Annotated in this window: 15 protein-coding genes; 8 read left to right on the plus strand and 7 right to left on the minus strand. The window is 48.1% G+C overall.

Translation table 11 applies throughout. The features are described from left to right. Positions 1-118: 118 nt before the first annotated feature. The 3 genes from Q4Q54_RS04455 to Q4Q54_RS04465 form a co-directional block, all read right to left on the minus strand. On the minus strand, positions 119-679 hold the full coding sequence (locus tag Q4Q54_RS04455; protein ID WP_409438279.1) for a tRNA-uridine aminocarboxypropyltransferase: 561 nt from the start codon (positions 677-679) through the stop codon (positions 119-121). A gap of 193 nt (positions 680-872) precedes the next feature. Further along, positions 873-1403: an NUDIX hydrolase gene (locus tag Q4Q54_RS04460; protein WP_012089309.1), complete on the minus strand. Its 531-nt coding sequence runs from the start codon at positions 1401-1403 to the stop codon at positions 873-875. A 266-nt stretch (positions 1404-1669) separates the two neighbouring features. Then, positions 1670-2461 (minus strand): tRNA (adenine(22)-N(1))-methyltransferase TrmK, encoded by a 792-nt coding sequence (locus Q4Q54_RS04465; protein WP_311987812.1) that lies wholly within the window; start codon positions 2459-2461, stop codon positions 1670-1672. A gap of 267 nt (positions 2462-2728) precedes the next feature. Here Q4Q54_RS04465 and Q4Q54_RS04470 point away from each other — a divergent pair, with 267 nt between their 5' ends. From Q4Q54_RS04470 to Q4Q54_RS04480, 3 genes are all read left to right on the plus strand, one after another. Further along, on the plus strand, positions 2729-4861 hold the full coding sequence (locus tag Q4Q54_RS04470) for a glycoside hydrolase family 97 protein (RefSeq protein WP_311987813.1): 2133 nt from the start codon (positions 2729-2731) through the stop codon (positions 4859-4861). A gap of 361 nt (positions 4862-5222) precedes the next feature. Beyond that, entirely contained in the window at positions 5223-6137 is a 915-nt protein-coding gene (locus Q4Q54_RS04475; protein WP_311987814.1) for a helix-turn-helix domain-containing protein, read from the plus strand. Positions 6138-6174: 37 nt separating this feature from the next. Continuing rightward, the gene (locus Q4Q54_RS04480; protein WP_311987815.1) at positions 6175-6624 is read left to right on the plus strand and encodes a carboxymuconolactone decarboxylase family protein; all 450 of its coding nucleotides are present in this window, start codon (positions 6175-6177) and stop codon (positions 6622-6624) included. A gap of 86 nt (positions 6625-6710) precedes the next feature. On the opposite strand, the gene Q4Q54_RS04485 is transcribed toward Q4Q54_RS04480, so the two are convergent. From Q4Q54_RS04485 to Q4Q54_RS04495, 3 genes are all read right to left on the minus strand, one after another. After that, a complete protein-coding gene (locus Q4Q54_RS04485; RefSeq protein ID WP_311890845.1) occupies positions 6711-7718 on the minus strand; it encodes a class I SAM-dependent methyltransferase in 1008 nt (335 codons plus the stop codon). Between the two features lie 213 nt (positions 7719-7931). Beyond that, complete coding sequence (locus tag Q4Q54_RS04490; protein WP_311987816.1) at positions 7932-8801, minus strand: alpha/beta hydrolase; 870 nt, start codon at positions 8799-8801, stop codon at positions 7932-7934. Positions 8802-8937: 136 nt separating this feature from the next. Further along, positions 8938-9231: a YciI family protein gene (locus tag Q4Q54_RS04495; RefSeq protein WP_261272612.1), complete on the minus strand. Its 294-nt coding sequence runs from the start codon at positions 9229-9231 to the stop codon at positions 8938-8940. Between the two features lie 688 nt (positions 9232-9919). Between Q4Q54_RS04495 and Q4Q54_RS04500 the strand changes: the two genes are divergently transcribed. Next, the gene (locus tag Q4Q54_RS04500) at positions 9920-11575 is read left to right on the plus strand and encodes an MFS transporter (RefSeq protein ID WP_311987817.1); all 1656 of its coding nucleotides are present in this window, start codon (positions 9920-9922) and stop codon (positions 11573-11575) included. A gap of 158 nt (positions 11576-11733) precedes the next feature. Then, a complete protein-coding gene (locus tag Q4Q54_RS04505) occupies positions 11734-14310 on the plus strand; it encodes a glycoside hydrolase family 15 protein (RefSeq protein WP_311987818.1) in 2577 nt (858 codons plus the stop codon). 121 nt (positions 14311-14431) lie between these two features. Here Q4Q54_RS04505 and Q4Q54_RS04510 read toward each other — a convergent pair whose 3' ends face one another. Further along, positions 14432-15250, minus strand: a complete 819-nt coding sequence (locus Q4Q54_RS04510; protein ID WP_311987819.1) for a helix-turn-helix transcriptional regulator — start codon at positions 15248-15250, stop codon at positions 14432-14434. A gap of 80 nt (positions 15251-15330) precedes the next feature. On the opposite strand from Q4Q54_RS04510, the gene Q4Q54_RS04515 reads away from it, so the two are divergent. From Q4Q54_RS04515 to umuC, 3 genes are all read left to right on the plus strand, one after another. After that, a complete protein-coding gene (locus tag Q4Q54_RS04515; protein ID WP_311987820.1) occupies positions 15331-16722 on the plus strand; it encodes an SLC13 family permease in 1392 nt (463 codons plus the stop codon). Positions 16723-17008: 286 nt separating this feature from the next. Further along, a complete protein-coding gene (gene umuD, locus Q4Q54_RS04520) occupies positions 17009-17428 on the plus strand; it encodes a translesion error-prone DNA polymerase V autoproteolytic subunit (protein ID WP_006086811.1) in 420 nt (139 codons plus the stop codon). Beyond that, positions 17425-18699 (plus strand): translesion error-prone DNA polymerase V subunit UmuC, encoded by a 1275-nt coding sequence (umuC, locus tag Q4Q54_RS04525; protein WP_311987821.1) that lies wholly within the window; start codon positions 17425-17427, stop codon positions 18697-18699. Before umuD ends, umuC begins: the two co-directional genes overlap by 4 nt. Positions 18700-18713 lie beyond the last annotated feature (14 nt).

Raw genomic sequence — 18713 nt, forward strand, 5'->3', positions numbered from 1 at the left:
CCTGATGGTGATTTAACTGGCTCTTATTTAACTGACGGTGATTTATCTGTGGGTCAAAGCTGAAAGTCGTTAATTATCTATTCAAGCACTTCCTCAAACGTTCTCTCGAACATCGCAATCAAGTACGGCTATTCAATTCAGTAAACAGCGACGCTAATAGCGTCGCTTTTTCTGCTCTGCCACACTGGCGCCAAAGCGCAATAATGCATTCTGCGGTGCACAAGCCCCCTTCTTGCTGATTACGCCGCAATATAAAGGCGGATTCAGGCATAAGTGGCGGCAAACTGACTCGTGCAGCCGTTTTCAGATAGGGGCTCTGGCGCAGCATCTTACGTGCCTCCTGCCAGGTCGCATCTAAAATCACCACTTGGCTCGGCATTAGTTCTGCTATCACTGTAGATTGCGCTGGTGCTAAAAAGGCTTGTGCGTTCGAGAACGCTGGCTCAGCTAAAACCGTATCTAAGGCATTATGATCAATGGGCCCAGTGTGCTCAGTATCACTTGCAGGAAACAACAGTTTAGCCTGCTGGGATGCCAACATAGCCACTAAATCGTTATCAGGTGCCGTTCTCGACCAGACGATGCTTTTCACCTCTTCAGGAAATGCGGCTAACGCGAGTTGGCCAGTATTTGTTTTGCGGCTTAACTCGCGTTCGTGGGTCAATAAAATAATCTGCATTGCCTTCCTTGCTGCGGCAAAAGAATGAGAAATAACATTAAACATCTAGCGATGTTAGGAACAGGCTCGAAGCTGTATCAGCTTAAAAGAGCACGTTGAAATAACGACGTTCAGTCGCTAACCAAACCCTGCTCACCCAGTTATGCGTGAAATAAAATCATATATTAAATACATAATTTTAAAGTGATAAAACTTACAAACATTCCAACACTATCTGTTTTAGCAGAAAAGTTTCACGCTCTATTGATTGGCCTTTATGGGGATGATTGCGCTGAATATCTTCATTATGGGCGATAGCTTGATGAATATTAAGCCATTCAGGCCGCATGCCATTTTTTATCTCATGGGCTTCTAATCGAGTCTCACCTAAACCACGCTCGCCCAGTGAGGTGTCGATACGGCACACGTAACAGAATGACTCCATGTGCACTACGTTTGCCCCTTCACGATACCAAGGCCGAAACTCTTCGTAACGACCAAAGGGGGCTAACACTTGAATGTCTAGAGCGCCGGTTTCTTCCTGTAGCTCGCGGATCAGCCCATCTTCGAGGCTCTCGCCGTCGTCAATTCCGCCGCCGGGTAAGCTGTAGTCGCGATATTTTTGGGTATACAACAGCAAAATGTCTTCACCCGATAACACAATCGCGCGGGCAGCTCTGCGATAAAAAACGCGTGCCGTCTGTAGGTTAACCGCAGGATCTTGGGTGGTTCTCAATAAACGCATAGTCGTAGCCATTTGCCGAAAAGGAGTCGCAGCATAAACGAAAATGTGCCAAATGCAGATCAAAAACTGTAGCAGAGGCAATAATCACACTCAGTCCAGTCCGAGTGATTGATAGATTTTAGCGATTACAAGCTTAATTATTAACGGCTTAAGCTAAAATCGTTTTACCCATGATGTTAAGATCGCGATGCATCATCTCTTTCGCCTGATTCTCATCTTAGTTGCTCATCTTTGGTGCCCATCGTAATGTCCAAGCTGAAAAATGCTCAAGAGCATTCAAACTCACTATGTTCACTCAAGAGCTGGGCCAATTGCTGCTGATAAGCATCAATAATCTCTGGTGTTTGCTTATGCGTGGGCATGCGTTGGTAATGACCAATCACCTGCGACAGATAACGCTGCGCTCGCGGCAAACTTGCTTCATCTAGCATCTGCCACATTAACGAACCCGTAGCACTGATAGGCCGACCATTTGGAGCTGCGATTGTACTGACATGGAGGATTTCGTAGAAACGTTGATTCTCTTCCAATAAATGTTCCGACTTCAGCCCTAACCCTAAGGCTGAGAGTGATTGCCTGACATAATAATTATGATGCACGGGACACAAAATAAATTCGAGGTGCCGCTGTGGGTGCTTGGCTAGAATTGCCTTCACTAAGTCCACCAGCAGTTCACCGCCCACACCAGCGATGATAATCAACTGTTTATCTTTGTCACTGGTTTGCGCGAGCGGTAAAGCCGCAACATCAAGGCAATGCACTTGCCACTGAGTATGACGACTTAAATTTGGGTCCATGTCTAGGTTTAAGTCTGGATCTGAGTGTGGCGCTAAGTTGGGATTAAGGCCTGATATATCAGCGGGGAAGAAACGCTGCAAACGCAGTTCAAGCGCCTGCATCAGCGAAGGGACACAATCGACAAAGTGTACATGGCGGGCAGCGCTCCTTTCTAGCAACAGCATACCGAGCAAACCATGATCGCAGCAGCAATCCCAAATATGATCGTAATTACCACTGATCATGCTGTTTATCTGTTGTAAACGTTGGCTAATTTTCACGGTTTGACCTTACTGCTGCGGCTCCAAATACTGTAAATCCCACTGTAAATCCCACGCTAAATTGCATTTTTAAGCAAAAATAAAGCGCGCATTCTACCCGAGTCAAAAGCAAACCACATCTTTTGTTCGTGCCCTCGCAATGCTTCTCGTCACTTCTGTTACGTCACGCCTTAATGTGGTGAATACGTATGCAGGCCGTTGCGGTTAAAAAGCCATCGCCACTAGTATGCTGTGAGTCACATTCATTATAAAAACAAGGATCAAGGAATGTTCATCAAGACCAACCCTATTCAGTTTACTGGCCGTCACTTAACAAAGAGTCACGCTCGCCAGAGCTCATCACGCCAAAAGCGATCGCAAGCGCTATTGTGCCCTACACTTATCGCTCTTGCGGTTACGAGTCTCTTTAGTGCCAACGTATTTGCCAAAACCGTTACCGTCAGCTCACCCAACCAACAAATTCAAATCAGCTTGAGTGACGATACTGGCCGCCCCGAATATAAAATCGATTTTCACGGCAAGACAGTCATAGAACCGAGCCGCTTAGGCTTAGTTTTTCAATCCCTTGGCGAACTTGGTCAAGGATTGCAGATTAACAGCAGCGAGAAAAAAAGTGCAGATGACAAGTGGCAACAACCTTGGGGCGAGCAGGAATGGATCCGCGATCAGCACAATCAACTGACCGCAGTATTAAGCAACGGCAAGGTGCAACTCGAAGTCGAGTTTAAAGCCTTTGACGATGGTATTGGCTTTCGCTATCACTTAGCCCAACAAGCCTCCTTTCCCGCTAATTCGCCGATCTTAATCACAGACGAGTTAACCGAGTTCAATGTCGGTCAAGCCGATAAAGCCACCGCTTGGTGGATCCCTGCCCGTGGCTGGAATCGCTACGAATATTTGTATCGCACCACAGCGCTGAAAGAAGTCGATAGAGTCCACACGCCCTTCACCTTTAAACTCGCGAACGGTACGCACTTAAGTATTCACGAGGCCGCCTTGGTGGACTTTGCCGCCATGACCTTAGATCAGCAGCGCGATGGCAGGCTTAAGGCCGATCTCACGCCTTGGTCCGATGGCATTCGCGTCAAAACTCAAGTGGGCTTTTATACGCCGTGGCGCACCATTCAAATTGCCGACAACGCGACTGGGCTGCTCAATTCGCACCTTATCCTTAACCTCAATGAGCCCAATAAACTCGGCGATGTTGCTTGGGTAAAACCGGGGAAATACGTCGGTATTTGGTGGGGAATGCACTTAAATGAAAATACTTGGGGTTCGGGCCCAACCCACGGCGCCACCACCAGCGAAACCGAACGCTACATGGATTTCGCCGCTAAATATCAGTTTGATGGTGTATTGGTAGAAGGTTGGAATGAAGGTTGGGACGGCGACTGGTTCCATAATGGCGATCAATTTAGCTTTACTAAGGCCTATGCCGATTTCGATCTGCCCGCCATCACAGCCTACGGGGCGAAAAAAGGGGTGCGTTTAATCGGCCACCACGAGACAGCAGGCTCAGTCACCCATTATCGTGATCAAATGGCTGATGCCTTTGCCCTGTATGAGCAGCACGGTGTGACCCAAGTCAAGACGGGCTATGTCGCTGATGGTGGCCAAATCAAGCGTATCGATGACAAAGGCATTACCCGTCACGAGTGGCACGACGGCCAGTTTATGGTGGGTGAGTATCTGCACAGCGTCACAGAAGCTGCGAAACACCATATCAGCATCAATAGTCACGAGCCAATCAAAGACACGGGTCTGCGCCGAACCTATCCAAACTGGATCGCCCGTGAAGGTGCCCGCGGCCAAGAGTACAATGCCTGGGGTAGCCCACCAAATAGCCCTGAACATACGGCCATGCTACCGTTCACCCGTATGCTCGCTGGCCCAATGGACTTTACACCGGGGATTTTTGACTTAGCACCTAAGGGGTTGGATGCGCAAAACCGTGTGCAAACCACCTTGACCAAACAGCTCGCCTTGTACGTTGTGCTCTACAGCCCAATCCAAATGGCAGCGGATTTACCACGCAATTATGAAAAGCACTTAGATGCCTTCCAATTTATCCGCGATGTGCCCACAGATTGGTATCAGAGTGTCGCGCTTGCCGGTGAAGTCGGCGACTATGTGGTCTTTGCCCGCCAAGCGAAGGATCAAGGTGATTGGTACTTAGGTGCACTCACGGATGAAACCGCGCGCAAGGTCACGGTCAAACTGGATTTCCTCTCCCCGAATAAACGGTATCAAGCGCAGATTTACCGCGATGGCGCAAAAGCCGATTGGAAAACCAATCCCTATGATTATGTGATTGAGACTAAAGAAGTGAGCGCTAAAGATAGTCTAAACCTCGTACTTGCCAGCAGTGGCGGTACGGCAATACGCTTTAAAGCACTTTAGATTTCATCGTGTTCAGTTCAGCGCGCTAACTTAATTGCTTAAGCGAGTGTGAAAATACAGAGTAAAAAACAGAAAGTCACCAAGGATATACCTTGTCCTTGGTGACTTTTTATTACCAGATAGGACCTGTTTATCCCAATACAAAACGTAAAAGTTAATCCTCCTCGAAGCGTCTTAGCAGATGTTGGCGCAAATTCAGTTCGTGCCTAGGCCGACAAATCGGTATGAACCGAATACACAGGCTTTTAAATACCCTCGCCAACACCACAGACTAACCACTCCAACCTAAGGCGAATGCGTACAACCAACACAGGTGCAAAAATGCCTCAGTTAGATTAATCTGACCTTCCTTTACTTGCTTATGGTGCTCGTCTTGCGGTACACAGCCGATTTATTAGAAATGCGCAGCTTTAAGCGTTTTGAGACCGAACTCGCACACTTAGGCTTTACGCATTTTCAACCCTTAGCGCCACTTCGCCCTTGGGTGCAGCGCTACTTTCATTTGCGCGTAGCGACCGATTTACCGCAGGGCATTGAGCAGACATTTTATCCGGACGGCGGCACTAGCCTACATTTCTATTTCCCAACACAAACGCTAACTCAAACGATAAGCAGCGATGAACCCAAAGTGTTGTTTCATTGTGGTCAAAGCCGACATTGCCACGCCTTTTTGCCAGGAATCGAGCTGCTGATAGTTCGCTTTCACCCCGGCGGCGCGTTTCATTTACTCGGCATTGAACTGCAAGATATTAAGTCTACGACATCAGTGACGGCTATTGACGCGACGCAATTGCAGCTAACAGGATTGGATCAACTGCTATCACAACTGGCGCAAACCAATCAACCAGCCCGACGCATCGCATTACTTGAGCATTGGCTATTGCAACTCAACCAGCGGCAATTTACTGCGGCCTTATCTCGGCATAAATGCGCGAGGATTAACTTAGTGCAGGCGAGTTTACCAAAGCTTATTCAAACCCAAGCCAGTTTAGAGGATTTCTATAGCCAATTGCCCTTAAGTCGTCGTCAGTTTGAACGAAGATTTAAACAAGAAACCGGATTGTCGCCGGTGCAGTTACTGCAATTAAACAGAGTCAAAGTCGCCCGTAACCTACTCAGCCAATCACCTAACCTCAGCCTAGTGCAAGTTGCATTCGATTGCGGATTTTACGATCAAGCCCATCTACATCAACACTTTGTGCGGGTGACACAGCAAACGCCAGGACAATACAAAAAGCGTAAAATGTCGCAAATCTCCAATCCTACGTCGCGCTAACCGCTTAGATTGAAGCCTCAGCTTATAGGAGGCTTTTATGTCAGAACGTATACCACGCCAGCAAATTTATCAGCTACAACCCGCACTCGCCAACGCACTGTTAAGCTTAGATAAAGCAGCCGGCGACTCCCACTTTTCGCCATTACTGGTGCATTTAGTCAAGCTCAGAGCATCGCAACTCAATGGCTGCGCGTTTTGTCAGCGAAGGCACGCCGAGGAAGCCAGAAATGACGGTGAAGAACAGCTGCGTTTAGATTTACTTGCCGCTTGGCATGAGGTCGATGGAATCTTTAATGAACGGGAACGTGCAGCGCTGCTCTGGACAGAAATCTTAACCCAAGTTGCTACTGCACCCGTGCATGACAGTCAGTATGCGGCGCTTGCAGAGCATTATTCCGAGAAAGAAATTGTCGACCTCACCAGCTTAATCATTGCCATTAATGGCTGGAACCGCGTCGCGATTGCCTTCCACCTGCAACCCATCTAGCGGCACATAAATGGACAAATAAACAGGGCACCGCATCGGGTGCCCTGCTTATTGATATCACTGTGACGCTCGTACCAGCTATGCCGTTAGCTTAAGGTCAGCGCGACAATTTTGAGTGGATGATTATCATCGAATGACGGGAAATCCTCATGGGGATCGAGCCAAGTGTGCGCTGTGACACTGCGGCCTTGTTTTTCAACGCAGCGCACTAAGCTGTCGAACCAAGCTTGGCGTTCGACTTTCGCCACATTGTTACAGCAAACGATAGTGCCACCGACTTTGGTCGCCATTAATGCGGGCTTAAACAAACCTTGATAATCATTGATCAAATCGACAATACCGAAAGCGCTCTTGGCATAACGCGGTGGATCGAGGAACACCAGATCAAACTGGGTTTGCGGCAATTTGGGGTAGCTCGGTAATTTTTGATTGCGTCGCCCTCCCACACTCAAACCAGCCAATTGGCGCAGGGCCGGAAACGCATCACTCTGCACAAACTCACACACATTCGACACCTGATTTAACGCCGCATTCGCTTTACCCGTGGCTAAAGCAAAAGAAGAAAAATCGACGTTCATCACCCGAGTCGCGCCGCCCATGGCTGCCGCAGTGCCAATGCCGCAAGTGTAGGAAAACAAATTCAGCACGGTTTTATCTTGGCTGTGTGCCCGCACATATTCACGGCCAATGCGCATATCGAGGAATAACAGCGGATCTTGCCCTTCGTGGCGCAGTTTAGTGCTGAACTTGATGCCATTTTCCTGCATGACTCGCTCAGAATTCGCAATATCTGCCAGTGCGGGTGATAACGCGTTCAATACCCGGGAATTACCTAATGAGCGGTCGTTATACACAATCGGCAAATCGGCCTGTTGCAGCAAAACGGTGCTGACATCGATTAACTCTTCGTCGGTTAAGGTCTGATGAAAACTCTGCACTAGCCAAGTATCGCCGTAACGGTCGACATTCAAGCCACTCACGCCTTCGACTGTGCCATGGAACACCCGAAAACAATCGGTTTGATCCTGTTCTGCTTGTTGTAAAAAATCATGGCGTTTCGCCAGAGCCGTCGATAACAGCGTTTGAATAGACATAAAAAGCGGGACTCGCGCAGCGGAAACCTGCGTAAGGTTTCAAGAAGGAAAACGGCATGATAGCAAACTAGCACTCAGAATATCGGATAAATTCACCCTGCCAGTGCGAAAAACAGGCTTTAAAAAGTGCATACTAGGACAACGACCTAGCTTGATTGGGTTCATTCACTTTTTGGCTTTAGTCGTTACGGCTCAATGCATGCTCAAACTCACTTATGCCTCCCGTTTGCGATTCAATTCACTGAGTCCTTGATGGATAAGGCTTAAGCAGGCGGAGGGATCTTCTAACGGCAACAGATGCCCATATCGCTGATCTTCTAAAAATACCGTATTCGGTGTGAGCTGTTGCCAACGCTGCCAAGTCGCTTCAGAAAAGAACACTGACGGTTTCCCTCGAATGGCGACGCAGGGAAGCTTTATCTGCCGCAATATCGATAATACATTCGGCGGCTGGGTGTAATTATGCGCTTCCCACTGTTTAGGAAACTTCAACGTGAATTGGCCATCATTGTGTTGATAAACCCCGAATTGGGCTAAGGCGGCAAACGCCTCATCATCAAAGCGTTTGTATAACTTACTCATTTTGCAATATTCAAGGAAATGCTCACGACTTTCCCACGCATCGCGCTTCTTTAAGGTGTTTTTGGCGGGCGCGGTCAAATTCATTAATGATTTAGGCATTAACTTGGCAAACCAAGCGATAGGGCGCGACACCATTGCAGGTTCAATAAGTATCAGTGCTTTAAACAAATCGGGTCTTTTGTTAGCGGCAAGAATGGTACTGGTTGCTCCCATCGAATGACCCATTCCCACAATTGGCGCACTGCAATGCCGCTCAATATGCAAGATCAAATCATCGGCATATAGCTGCCAATCTCGGCGCTTAGGCGGCAAACCTACATCGGGCCATGTCGGCCTTAACTCGAGTGAATTAAGGCTAAAGGCTTGCTGCAACTTGGCCAATAAAGGCGCATAAACACCTAATGGAAAACCATTGGCATGGTAGAAATGTACGCTTTCACCAGTATCAGAAAAGGTTTTAAAAACCTTAGCCTGTTGTAATTCAGTCCAAATTTGATCCATCAAATCCTACTTATCGAGCCCCACTGTTATAGTTCAACGGATTCAATCGTACCAATCTAAGCCGCTAGGCACCTTACGCTCAAGCTACGAAATCTAACCTGCCGATATTAGCCTCCACGACGGCCTTAAAAGGTCATTAAATCACTTCAATCAACTGCTCTAATCCAGGCGCCGTTTTAGTTGGCACAAACTCTATCACCTCAAACTCGGCAACATCGGCAATGCAGAACGGATCTTGCTGCAAAATGGCCTCTAGCGCCGCGCGACTCTCTGCCTTCGCGAGGATGACGCCGCCAGTACGTGGTACTTTACGACCCGAGGCAATAAAAGTCCCTGCGGCATAATACTGATCAAGATATTCGATATGCGCGGCTAAATGTAACTCCACTTCGGCAATCGGCTTTTTATAGGTGAGCGAAACAACAAACATAGGTATCCTCTTATTCAGCAAGTCGGGGCTTATACAATAGGTTTCTTCCCGCTGACTATATAGTGCGGTCCTAATATATAGTGCGGTCCTCAAGTGTCAAATGAACTTAGCCTCCAGCAAAGTTAAAAACAGTCAACAGCAGGTTGCACCTCTGTTTACGTGTGGTTATCAACCCATGATGAATACGTATGTAAGCGGTTGTACCTAAAACCAAGGCAAGGCTACTATAAATCCGCTCGTTTCACCCTCTGCTTGTGGGGTTTGAGATGTGTGAGGTCGTTTCTGATAGGGTTATATACAAGGATTACTATCAGGCTTAAGTTCTTTCTGCTGACTGGCTTTGAGCCATTCTTTTGGACTGACTCGTTTTCATTAAGGTGTTAAGTCCAAATGTGAAATGAATTTATCGGCGAATATGCTTCTGAGGGAGAGGTATATTCGCCATTTTTTCACAGAGCAGACGCATTCATAATATGTGCGAAACCATAGCGAACAAGCTTTGAATCTAACTATCAGTTGTTTCGGGGACTTGCTGGCTTTTACAGGAAGCCTTTAACACAAGCCTCTTAGCAGTGATGAATAGCGATCCACATAAAAGCAAAGTACAGTGCCAATCCATTGCTCGGCAAACAATTAAAACAATAAGCACTCAAGGCAGAAATACTGCCGGCAACAGAAAGGAAGTTCAATGTCTTCGAATCATCAACAGGCTAATCAAAAAGATAGCCATCAAGCTGTCACGCCTCAGACGCAGCATTCATTCAAGCAACAACCTGAGCTGAATTTCTGGCAAATTTTTAATATGTGCTTCGGTTTTTTAGGCATTCAATTTGGTTTTGCCCTGCAAAATGCTAACGTCAGCCGCATTTTCCAAACCTTAGGTGCATCTATCGATGAAATCCCCATTCTGTGGATTGCCGCGCCGCTGACGGGTTTATTGGTTCAACCTATTATTGGTTATTTGAGTGATAAAACCTGGGGACGCCTTGGCCGTCGCCGCCCTTATTTTTTGATTGGCGCGATTTTTACCACTCTTGCTATTTTTATCATGCCGCACTCGCCTACCCTGTGGATTGCCGCGGGCATGTTATGGATCATGGATGCCTCGATCAACATCGCCATGGAGCCGTTTCGCGCTTTCGTTGGTGACAATTTACCGAAAAGCCAGCGTACCCAAGGCTATGCCATGCAAAGCTTTTTCATCGGTATTGGCGCTGTGGTCGCTTCGGCCTTACCCTATATTTTGACTCACTTTTTTGCTGTCGCGAATACTGCACCAGCGGGTGAAATTGCCGACTCAGTGCGTTATGCCTTCTATTTCGGTGGCGCAGTGTTATTGCTCGCGGTTACTTGGACTGTCGTATCGACAAGAGAATATTCCCCCGAAGAGTTAGCCGCCTTTAACGCAAAACAAGTCGATGCTGAGGATGAAACCTTAGCTCGCACTCGTACCCGTAAGGATTATCAATTTGCGTCCTTCGTGTGGATGGGTCTCGGCGCCCTGCTCACCTTCGCTATTTGGGCGCAGGATTTAGATAAGCAACTGTATATCTTAAGCTTAGGGATTTTTGCCTTTGGCCCATTGCAACTGTATTGCGCGCTGCGTTTGGGCAATTCACAACCCGCTGAACGCAATAAGCTCGGCATGGTATTTAGCGTGGTCGATGACTTATTCCATATGCCCAAAGCCATGCATCAACTGGCGATAGTGCAGTTTTTCTCTTGGTTTGCGTTGTTTGCCATGTGGATTTACACCACAGCAGCCGTGACGTCCTACCATTTTGGCAGCAGCGATGTGTTGTCTAAAGCCTACAACGACGGCGCAGATTGGGTCGGCGTGCTGTTCGCCTCCTATAATGGTTTTGCCGCCATTGCCGCGATATTTATTCCTATGTTGGCTAAACGTATCGGCATCAAACTGACGCACACAGTCAATATGTTCTGTGGCGGTATAGGCTTGATTAGTTTCTTCTTTATTAAAGACCCAAGCCTGTTATGGCTGCCGATGATAGGTGTCGGCATCGCGTGGGCGTCCATTTTATCTGTGCCCTACGCCATGTTATCGGGCATGTTACCCCCGCAGAAAATGGGCGTTTACATGGGGATTTTTAACTTCTTCATCGTGATCCCGCAGCTTCTTGCCGCCAGTGTGCTGGGTTTAATACTCAATGGTTTGTTCGATGGTCAACCTATTTATGCACTGATCACGGGGGGCGTCTTGATGATGTGCGCCGGTATTGCCGTGCTTTTTGTTGAGCAAGAAATTGTGGTTCAAAATGAGCAAAGTGCTGGCCTGAATGGCAACACGCCCTTAAGCGCAAAAGCCGTAAACAAAGTTAATTGATAAACATCACTAAGCACAAAATGTGACCAACAGTTAGCTGATATACATTCAATATGTGAAGCGCGGTGAACTCGCCCCAATGGCGATTCACCGCAGCATGAAGCCTTTATATCAATTCAATCACTATAAAAATATAACCATTATTTGGGGAGAACGAGATGGAATCGAGTCCTACACCGCAGCAGGATCTGCACACTAGCCAAACCCGTCACGTACAAACGTTAACAAGGCGTAGTCGCCTAGCGCTTGCCGTCGCCGCAAGTCTATTAGGGACAATAGGATTCACAGCCTGTTCACCCACATCGAATTCAGCCACACCAAGCATGAGTGGCAATGCCGCATCAAATGTGCAGCAGGTTGCCCCCGGCGCACCGGGTAAAGCGCCGACTTGGGCATTTTCGGGTAAAACCGGTATTGGGACGTCTTACGAGCCTTACACCCAAGGCCAATACCAAGATGCCAAGCAAAATCCCATTAGCCGCGTTTGGTTCTCCCTCGCCCAAGGTATTTTAACCGAAACCATGTATGGTCTGATCCATAATGCGCAGCTCAAAGAACTCCAATTTGTGGTCACAGGTAATGGCTTTGTCGATACCGAAAAAGATAACACCATCAGCAGCATAGAATATTTAGATACCGATGCTAACGGTCGCCCGCAATCCCTTGCCTATAAAATTATCAATAAAGATGTTGAAGGTAAGTATCAGATTGAAAAGCATATTTTTACCGATCCCGACCGCGACACCCTAATGATGCGCATCACCTTTACCGCCTTTGAAGACGGCATTACGCCGCATTTGTATGTCAATCCGCATATCGATAACGCGGGCGCCAATGATATCGGCCGCATCGACACTAATACAGACAATCATACCAACACACATGCTGGCAATCAGGCGCTGGTGGCCTATACCGCCGCCAAAGACAGCAGCGTGATGACGGTCAAATCCGAGCTGAATTTTGTGCAGGCAACGACAGGCTTTGTCGGTGTCTCCGATGGTCTAGCCGATTTGGCCGATAACGGCAAACTCGATACACCCTATCAAACGACCAGTACGCAAGATAAATCGACCGTTGGCAATATAGCTTTTACTGCGAGTTACCCTACGCTCATCAAAGCCAAACCCGTCACTTTTAATCTCGTCATCGGTTTTGGTAAAGATGGAGCACAGAGTTTAGCCAATGCCGATGCCACTTTGGCCGCAGGTTATGATGCTGTGCTGAGCGCCTATAAAGGCGATGCCACCCATGTCGGCTGGCACGATTACTTAAGCTCGCTGCCCGCCATCGCAAACATGGCCAACAACACCACAGATAGCGGTAAGCTGCTGTATACCAGTGCTATGGTCTTGAAAGCGCAGGAAGATAAAACCTATGCGGGCGCACTTATCGCCTCGTTATCCAATCCTTGGGGCGATACGGTTTCAGCAGCCGTGCCGAGTACTGGCTATAAAGCGGTATGGCCGCGTGACTTTTACCAATGTGCCATGGCATTCCTCGCCATGGGTGACACCCAAACGCCCAAAGTGGCCTTCGAATACCTGAAAAAAGTGCAAGTGACCGAAATGACGCCCGGCTTTACGGGTACGCCGGGTTGGTTCCTGCAAAAGACCCATGTGGATGGCCAAATTGAGTGGGTTGGTGTGCAGCTCGATCAAACCGCCATGCCTATCATGCTCGGCTGGAAACTCTGGCAAGCGGGTGTGCTCACCCCTGATGAGATCAGTCACTGGTATCAAGAGATGCTCAAAGGTGCTGCAGACTTCTTGATCAGTGGCGGTGAGGTCAATCTGGATTGGAATCACACTCAAATCGCCCCGCCAAAAACCCAGCAAGAGCGTTGGGAAGAACAAGCGGGTTACTCACCCTCGACCACGGCCGCAGTGATCGCAGGTCTTGTTGCCGCGAGTGAAATAGCCAAAGAAGCCAAGGATCCCGACTCCAGCAGCCGTTATCTTGCAGCCGCCAAAGACTTAAGTAATAGTTTAGAAAAACACTTAGTCACCACCCAAGGACTACTAAAAAACAGCGCAGGCGTCAGCGCGCCTTACTATTTACGTTTAAGCCCGAATGGCGAGCCAAACACCGCCGATACACTGGCGGCGAATAACGGTAAGCAAGGTTTAGATCAGCGTCAGATCCTCGATGGCGGATTTTTAGAACTAGTACGTTATGGCGTGCGCGGTGCAACTGATAAGCTGATCAATCAAAGCCTTCAATTGATTGATAACACTGAACTTGACTCTAATTTGCGCCTTAAATATGAGTTTACCGCTAAAGATGGCAGCAAAATCCCAGGCTTTAGACGTTATGGCAACGATGGCTACGGTGAGGATACGTTTTCTGGCAAGAACTATGCGGAATCGGGCAGCAACAGCGCCGATCAACGTGGCCGCGTCTGGCCCTTCTTCACCGGTGAGCGCGGTCATTTTGAATTAGCACTCGCCCAAGAAAAAGGCGAGCTAACAGGCAATAACGCGCAGCAAACCAAGCAGCAGTTGATCAACACCTATGTGCAAGGCATGGAAACGTTTGCGAATGCGGGCATGATGTTACCCGAGCAATCGTGGGACGGTGTCGGCGATGCCACCCGCTACCATTACCAACTCGGACAAGGCACCAACTCAGCCACGCCGCTAGCCTGGACCCATGCCGAATACATCAAACTGGTGCGCTCGATGACCGACGGCCAAGTCTGGGATCACTACCCTATCGTCCCAGCGGCATTGAAATAATGAGTTGAAATAGCCAATTAAAATTGCGTATTAGCTTAACGATGCTTTGATAGATTACAGGCTAGAACAGCATCCTAGATGTTGTTCTAGCTTTTTTATAGACGATGTTATTGTGCCTGATTTAGCGCCTGCTTTTCATCGGCTTATGCTGCGGATAATCTTGCGGCGTGCAACCAAATTGCATTTTAAAAGCGGCACTGAAACTGCTGACGCTCAGATAACCTAGACTATGCGCCACCCTAGTCGTGCTCTCTCCTTGGCTTAAGCTCTCAAGCGAATTTAACAAACGAAATCTTTGCCGCCATTGTCGATAAGTGAGCCCAGTTTCAGCTTTAAACAGTCGTTCAATCGTTCTCACACTCGCGCCGCCCATTTCGGCTAACTCGGTCAGGGTGTAATTCACTGTTGGGTGCCGGATCAACTTTTGGATCAAGCGGCTGAGTCTTGGATCTGAGCCTGCGGGTAAATGAGCATCTAGGCTGTCCAGAGTTTCGAGCTCATCAATGGCAACCAAACCCAGCCGATGCAGTTGTCCACTGCCTAAAAGGTGTGAACTCTCACAGAGTTTGAGCACCAGTTCGCGCATCAGCGCTGTCATCGTCACCATCACCACTTTTGTATCCTGTGGCCTAACATCATAGCTAGGATCAATATAGATATTGCGAGTGTGGGCGTGGGTTTCGCTGTTCACTTGATGGGGCAAATTGCAGGGGATCCACACCGCATGGGTTGAAGGTACCACCCAGACGGCATTGTCGCTGCGGACACGTAACAAGCCTTTCGCGGCCCAAAGTAGCTGCCCCCGCGGATGAGAATGAGGCTCGATGCCCGCTTCCGCCGCCATATTGCGAGTATGGGTTAGCACAGGTCGATTGGCATCTGTGATAAACGCCACGTCACTGGGCGTTAATAATGTCGCTTTAGGAACAGGTTTTGACATATTACCCTCTTAAAACGCCAAACTAAGTCAGCTATCTTAGTTGGCATCTTTTACGTATTCAACCCAATAGGTCGGTAAACATGAAACGTTTTATTGACGTTAAACCGCTAGCGTTTTTCAGTGCACTGTTGATCGCTACTTTACTTGCACTTTTTCCGCTGAGTCAGCATCCCGCGGTGTTTTCCTATAGCGGTGGCCTAGTATTAGTGACCTTAATGTTTTGGAGTACAGGTTTTTTCCCGCCCTTTATGGCGGGATTAATATTTTTTGCCCTTGCGACTATTTTCAAACTCATTGAGCCGAGTGTACTTTTTTCAGGATTCGGCTCGACTGCGGTGTGGTTAATCATTTCAGGGTTTGTGATTGGCAGTGCCATCACTCAGTCTGGTTTAAGTCGCAGAATGGCCAGTTTGATTGCCCCCATACTGACCTCAAGTTATCCACGCTTGATTGCGGGTTTGGTCTTTAGTGCCGTGCTGCTTGGCTTTGTGATGCCCTCATCCGTTGGCCGTGCGGTGGTCATGGTGCCAATTGGTATGGCGTTAGCTGAGCAAGTCGGTTTTGCTCGTGGTAGTCATGGGCGGATAGGCATTGCGACCGCCTTGGCACTGGCGTGTAACATGCCCAGTTTTGCCGTGTTGCCCGCGAATATTCCCAATATGATATTGGCGGGTTCCAGCGAGAATCTATTCAATATCCATTTTGGTTATACCGAGTATCTCTTACTGCATTTTCCAATCCTTGGTTTGCTCAAATCGATATTGATTGTGGCGCTAGTCGTCTTCCTATTTCCTGCAAAAATAGATGAAAATCGGCCTGAAAGCGTCATTGAAACAGAAGCTTATAATCTTGGTATGCAAAAGAAAGTCACAGTATTACTTGCGATAACTTTACTGTTTTGGGCGACAGATTCACTGCATGGGATCAATCCGGCGTGGGTTGGACTGACCACCGCTATCTTGTTATTGCTCCCCAAATGGGGAGTGCTTGAGCCTAAGAGTTTTAATAGTTCGGTGGATTTTGCGACCGTCATTTTTGTCGCGGCGGCCTTAGGTCTGGGAGCATTGGTCAATCAATCTGGACTTGGCACTGCGCTAGGTCAACTGTTCAGTGAATGGCTACCATTGCAGCAAGGGGCATCGTTCCTGAATTTCATGTCGTTATCGCTGATGGGGACGCTGACGGGATTAGTGGCAACGGTTCCAGGTGTGCCGACAGTGTTGTCCCCCATGGCGGCAGATTTTGCCAATGCAACTGGCTTCTCCACCCCTGCGGTATTAATGACGCAGGTGATCGGTTTCTCAACCGTGATTTTTCCTTATCAGGTTGCCCCGTTGATTTTGGCGATACAATTATCCCAAGAGCCCTTAAGCAAACTACTTAACATCACCTTACCGCTGGCGGCAATCACTCTAATTGCACTTATCCCACTGGATTATCTGTGGTGGCTATGGCTCGGTTGGATTAACTAAATTGCGTTAACTAAAGCGGGCTAACTAAAATGCGTTAACTAAATTAAATTGACGAAACACTCACCCTTGGCGGTATTGACGCCGCCAAGGGTGCTTTAGAGCAGCCATCATCAATTGCCCAGCACCTGGACACTCATCGCTCGACAGCGCATACAATCATCACACAGCATAAAACAAGTTCGTCTTTGCGCTAGGGTCGATAACACAACTGTCCCCACATAAATTATTTCGATAAGTTTCATTGTTAGACTATACTGTTCATACGTACAGCATACTGTGATTTATTATGATGATCCTAGGCAGCTTCGCCAAACATACCCAATATCGGCTCTCGCTATTTAGCTCCTTGATTGCCGCAGGATTTCCGTCACCTGCCCAAGACTATGTAGAACAAACATTAGATCTCAATGAGTTATGCATCAAGCACCCCGCCGCCACGTTTTTTGTCAAAGTCCAAGGGGATTCGATGATCGAAGCGGGGATTTTCTCCGGTGATATTTTAGTGGTGGATCGCTCATTACAGCCGGCCCACGGGGATACCGTTGTCGCAGCAGTCAACGGCGAGTTTACTGTAAAGCAATTACAGCTGCGCCCTGTGGTGCAATTGCTGCCACGTAATGCCTTATTCTCCCCGATTGCCATCAATGATGAGTCTGAGTTAAACATCTTTGGGGTGGTGACCAACGTGGTGAAAAAGCTCAAATGACGCCCTCACTATTCGCACTCGTCGATTGCAATAATTTTTATGCATCCTGTGAGCGGATGTTTAGGCCAGATTTAGCTGGCAGGCCGATTGTGGTGTTATCCAATAACGATGGCTGCGTCGTCGCCCGCTCGGCAGAGGCAAAACAACTTGGCATCAAGATGGCGGTGCCTGTATATCAAATCGCAAACCAACTCCGCCAGCATCACGTTGCGGTATTCTCCTCCAACTATGCACTCTATGCCGACATATCAAATAGAGTCATGACCACCTTAGAGCAAATGGTACCGAAAGTAGAAGTGTATAGTATTGATGAAGCGTTTTTAGATCTTTCTCGTTTCGATAAATGCATTGATATTCATCAGCTTGCACTTGATATTTATCACCGAATACCGCAGTGGATTGGGATCAGCGTTTGCGTCGGCATTGGACCGACAAAAACCCTGGCTAAACTGGCAAACCATGCCGCGAAACGTTATCCAGCGACGCAGGGCGTGGTTGACTTGCGCGACCGTGAACGCCAACGACGGCTGATGGCGCTTATCCCTGTCGACGAAGTCTGGGGAATAGGCCGTAGGCTTACAAAACGCTTGAACATCATGGGTATAAATACCGCGTTGCAATTGGCGGATGCGCATCCAAAGCTTATCCGCGACACCTTTTCTGTCACCGTTGAGCGCACGGTACGCGAACTTAACGGCATTGCCTGGGATGACATACAAGAGGTCGCCGCCACTAAGCAACAAATTATCAGCTCCCGATCCTTTGGCAGCCGTATTGATAATTTAGAAGCGATGCAACAGGCAATCAATGAATACACTTTTAGGGCCTGTGAAAAACTGCGTTCCGAGCGCCAATATGCTAAAGCGATGTCAGTATTTGTGCGTACTAGCCCTTTTAGCGATATGACTCCCCAGTACAGCAAATCGCTATCGGGCAGTTTAGTTCGCCCCAGCAATGACACGCGTGATTTTGTCACCCTTGGCCAAAGCTTACTGCAACGCATTTGGCGTGAAGGTCATGCCTATGCAAAGGCCGGTGTCATGTTAGGGGATTTTTTTGGTGCAGGCGTGTTTCAGCTCGGATTATTCGATGACGTCACACCTAGGCCTAAAAGCAAGGAACTCATGCAATTACTCGATAAAGTGAACCACAGCGGTCATGGAAAAATTTGGTTTGCAGGACAAGGTATTGACCCGACTTGGGGAATGAAGCGTGAGCAGCTTTCCCCACGTTACACCACCCAATGGGCACAATTGCCCATAGTGAAATAATCAACAGAGCCAGT

This window comes from Shewanella sp. SP2S2-4 (genome assembly GCF_031932025.1).
Classification (GTDB): Bacteria; Pseudomonadota; Gammaproteobacteria; order Enterobacterales; family Shewanellaceae; genus Shewanella; species Shewanella baltica.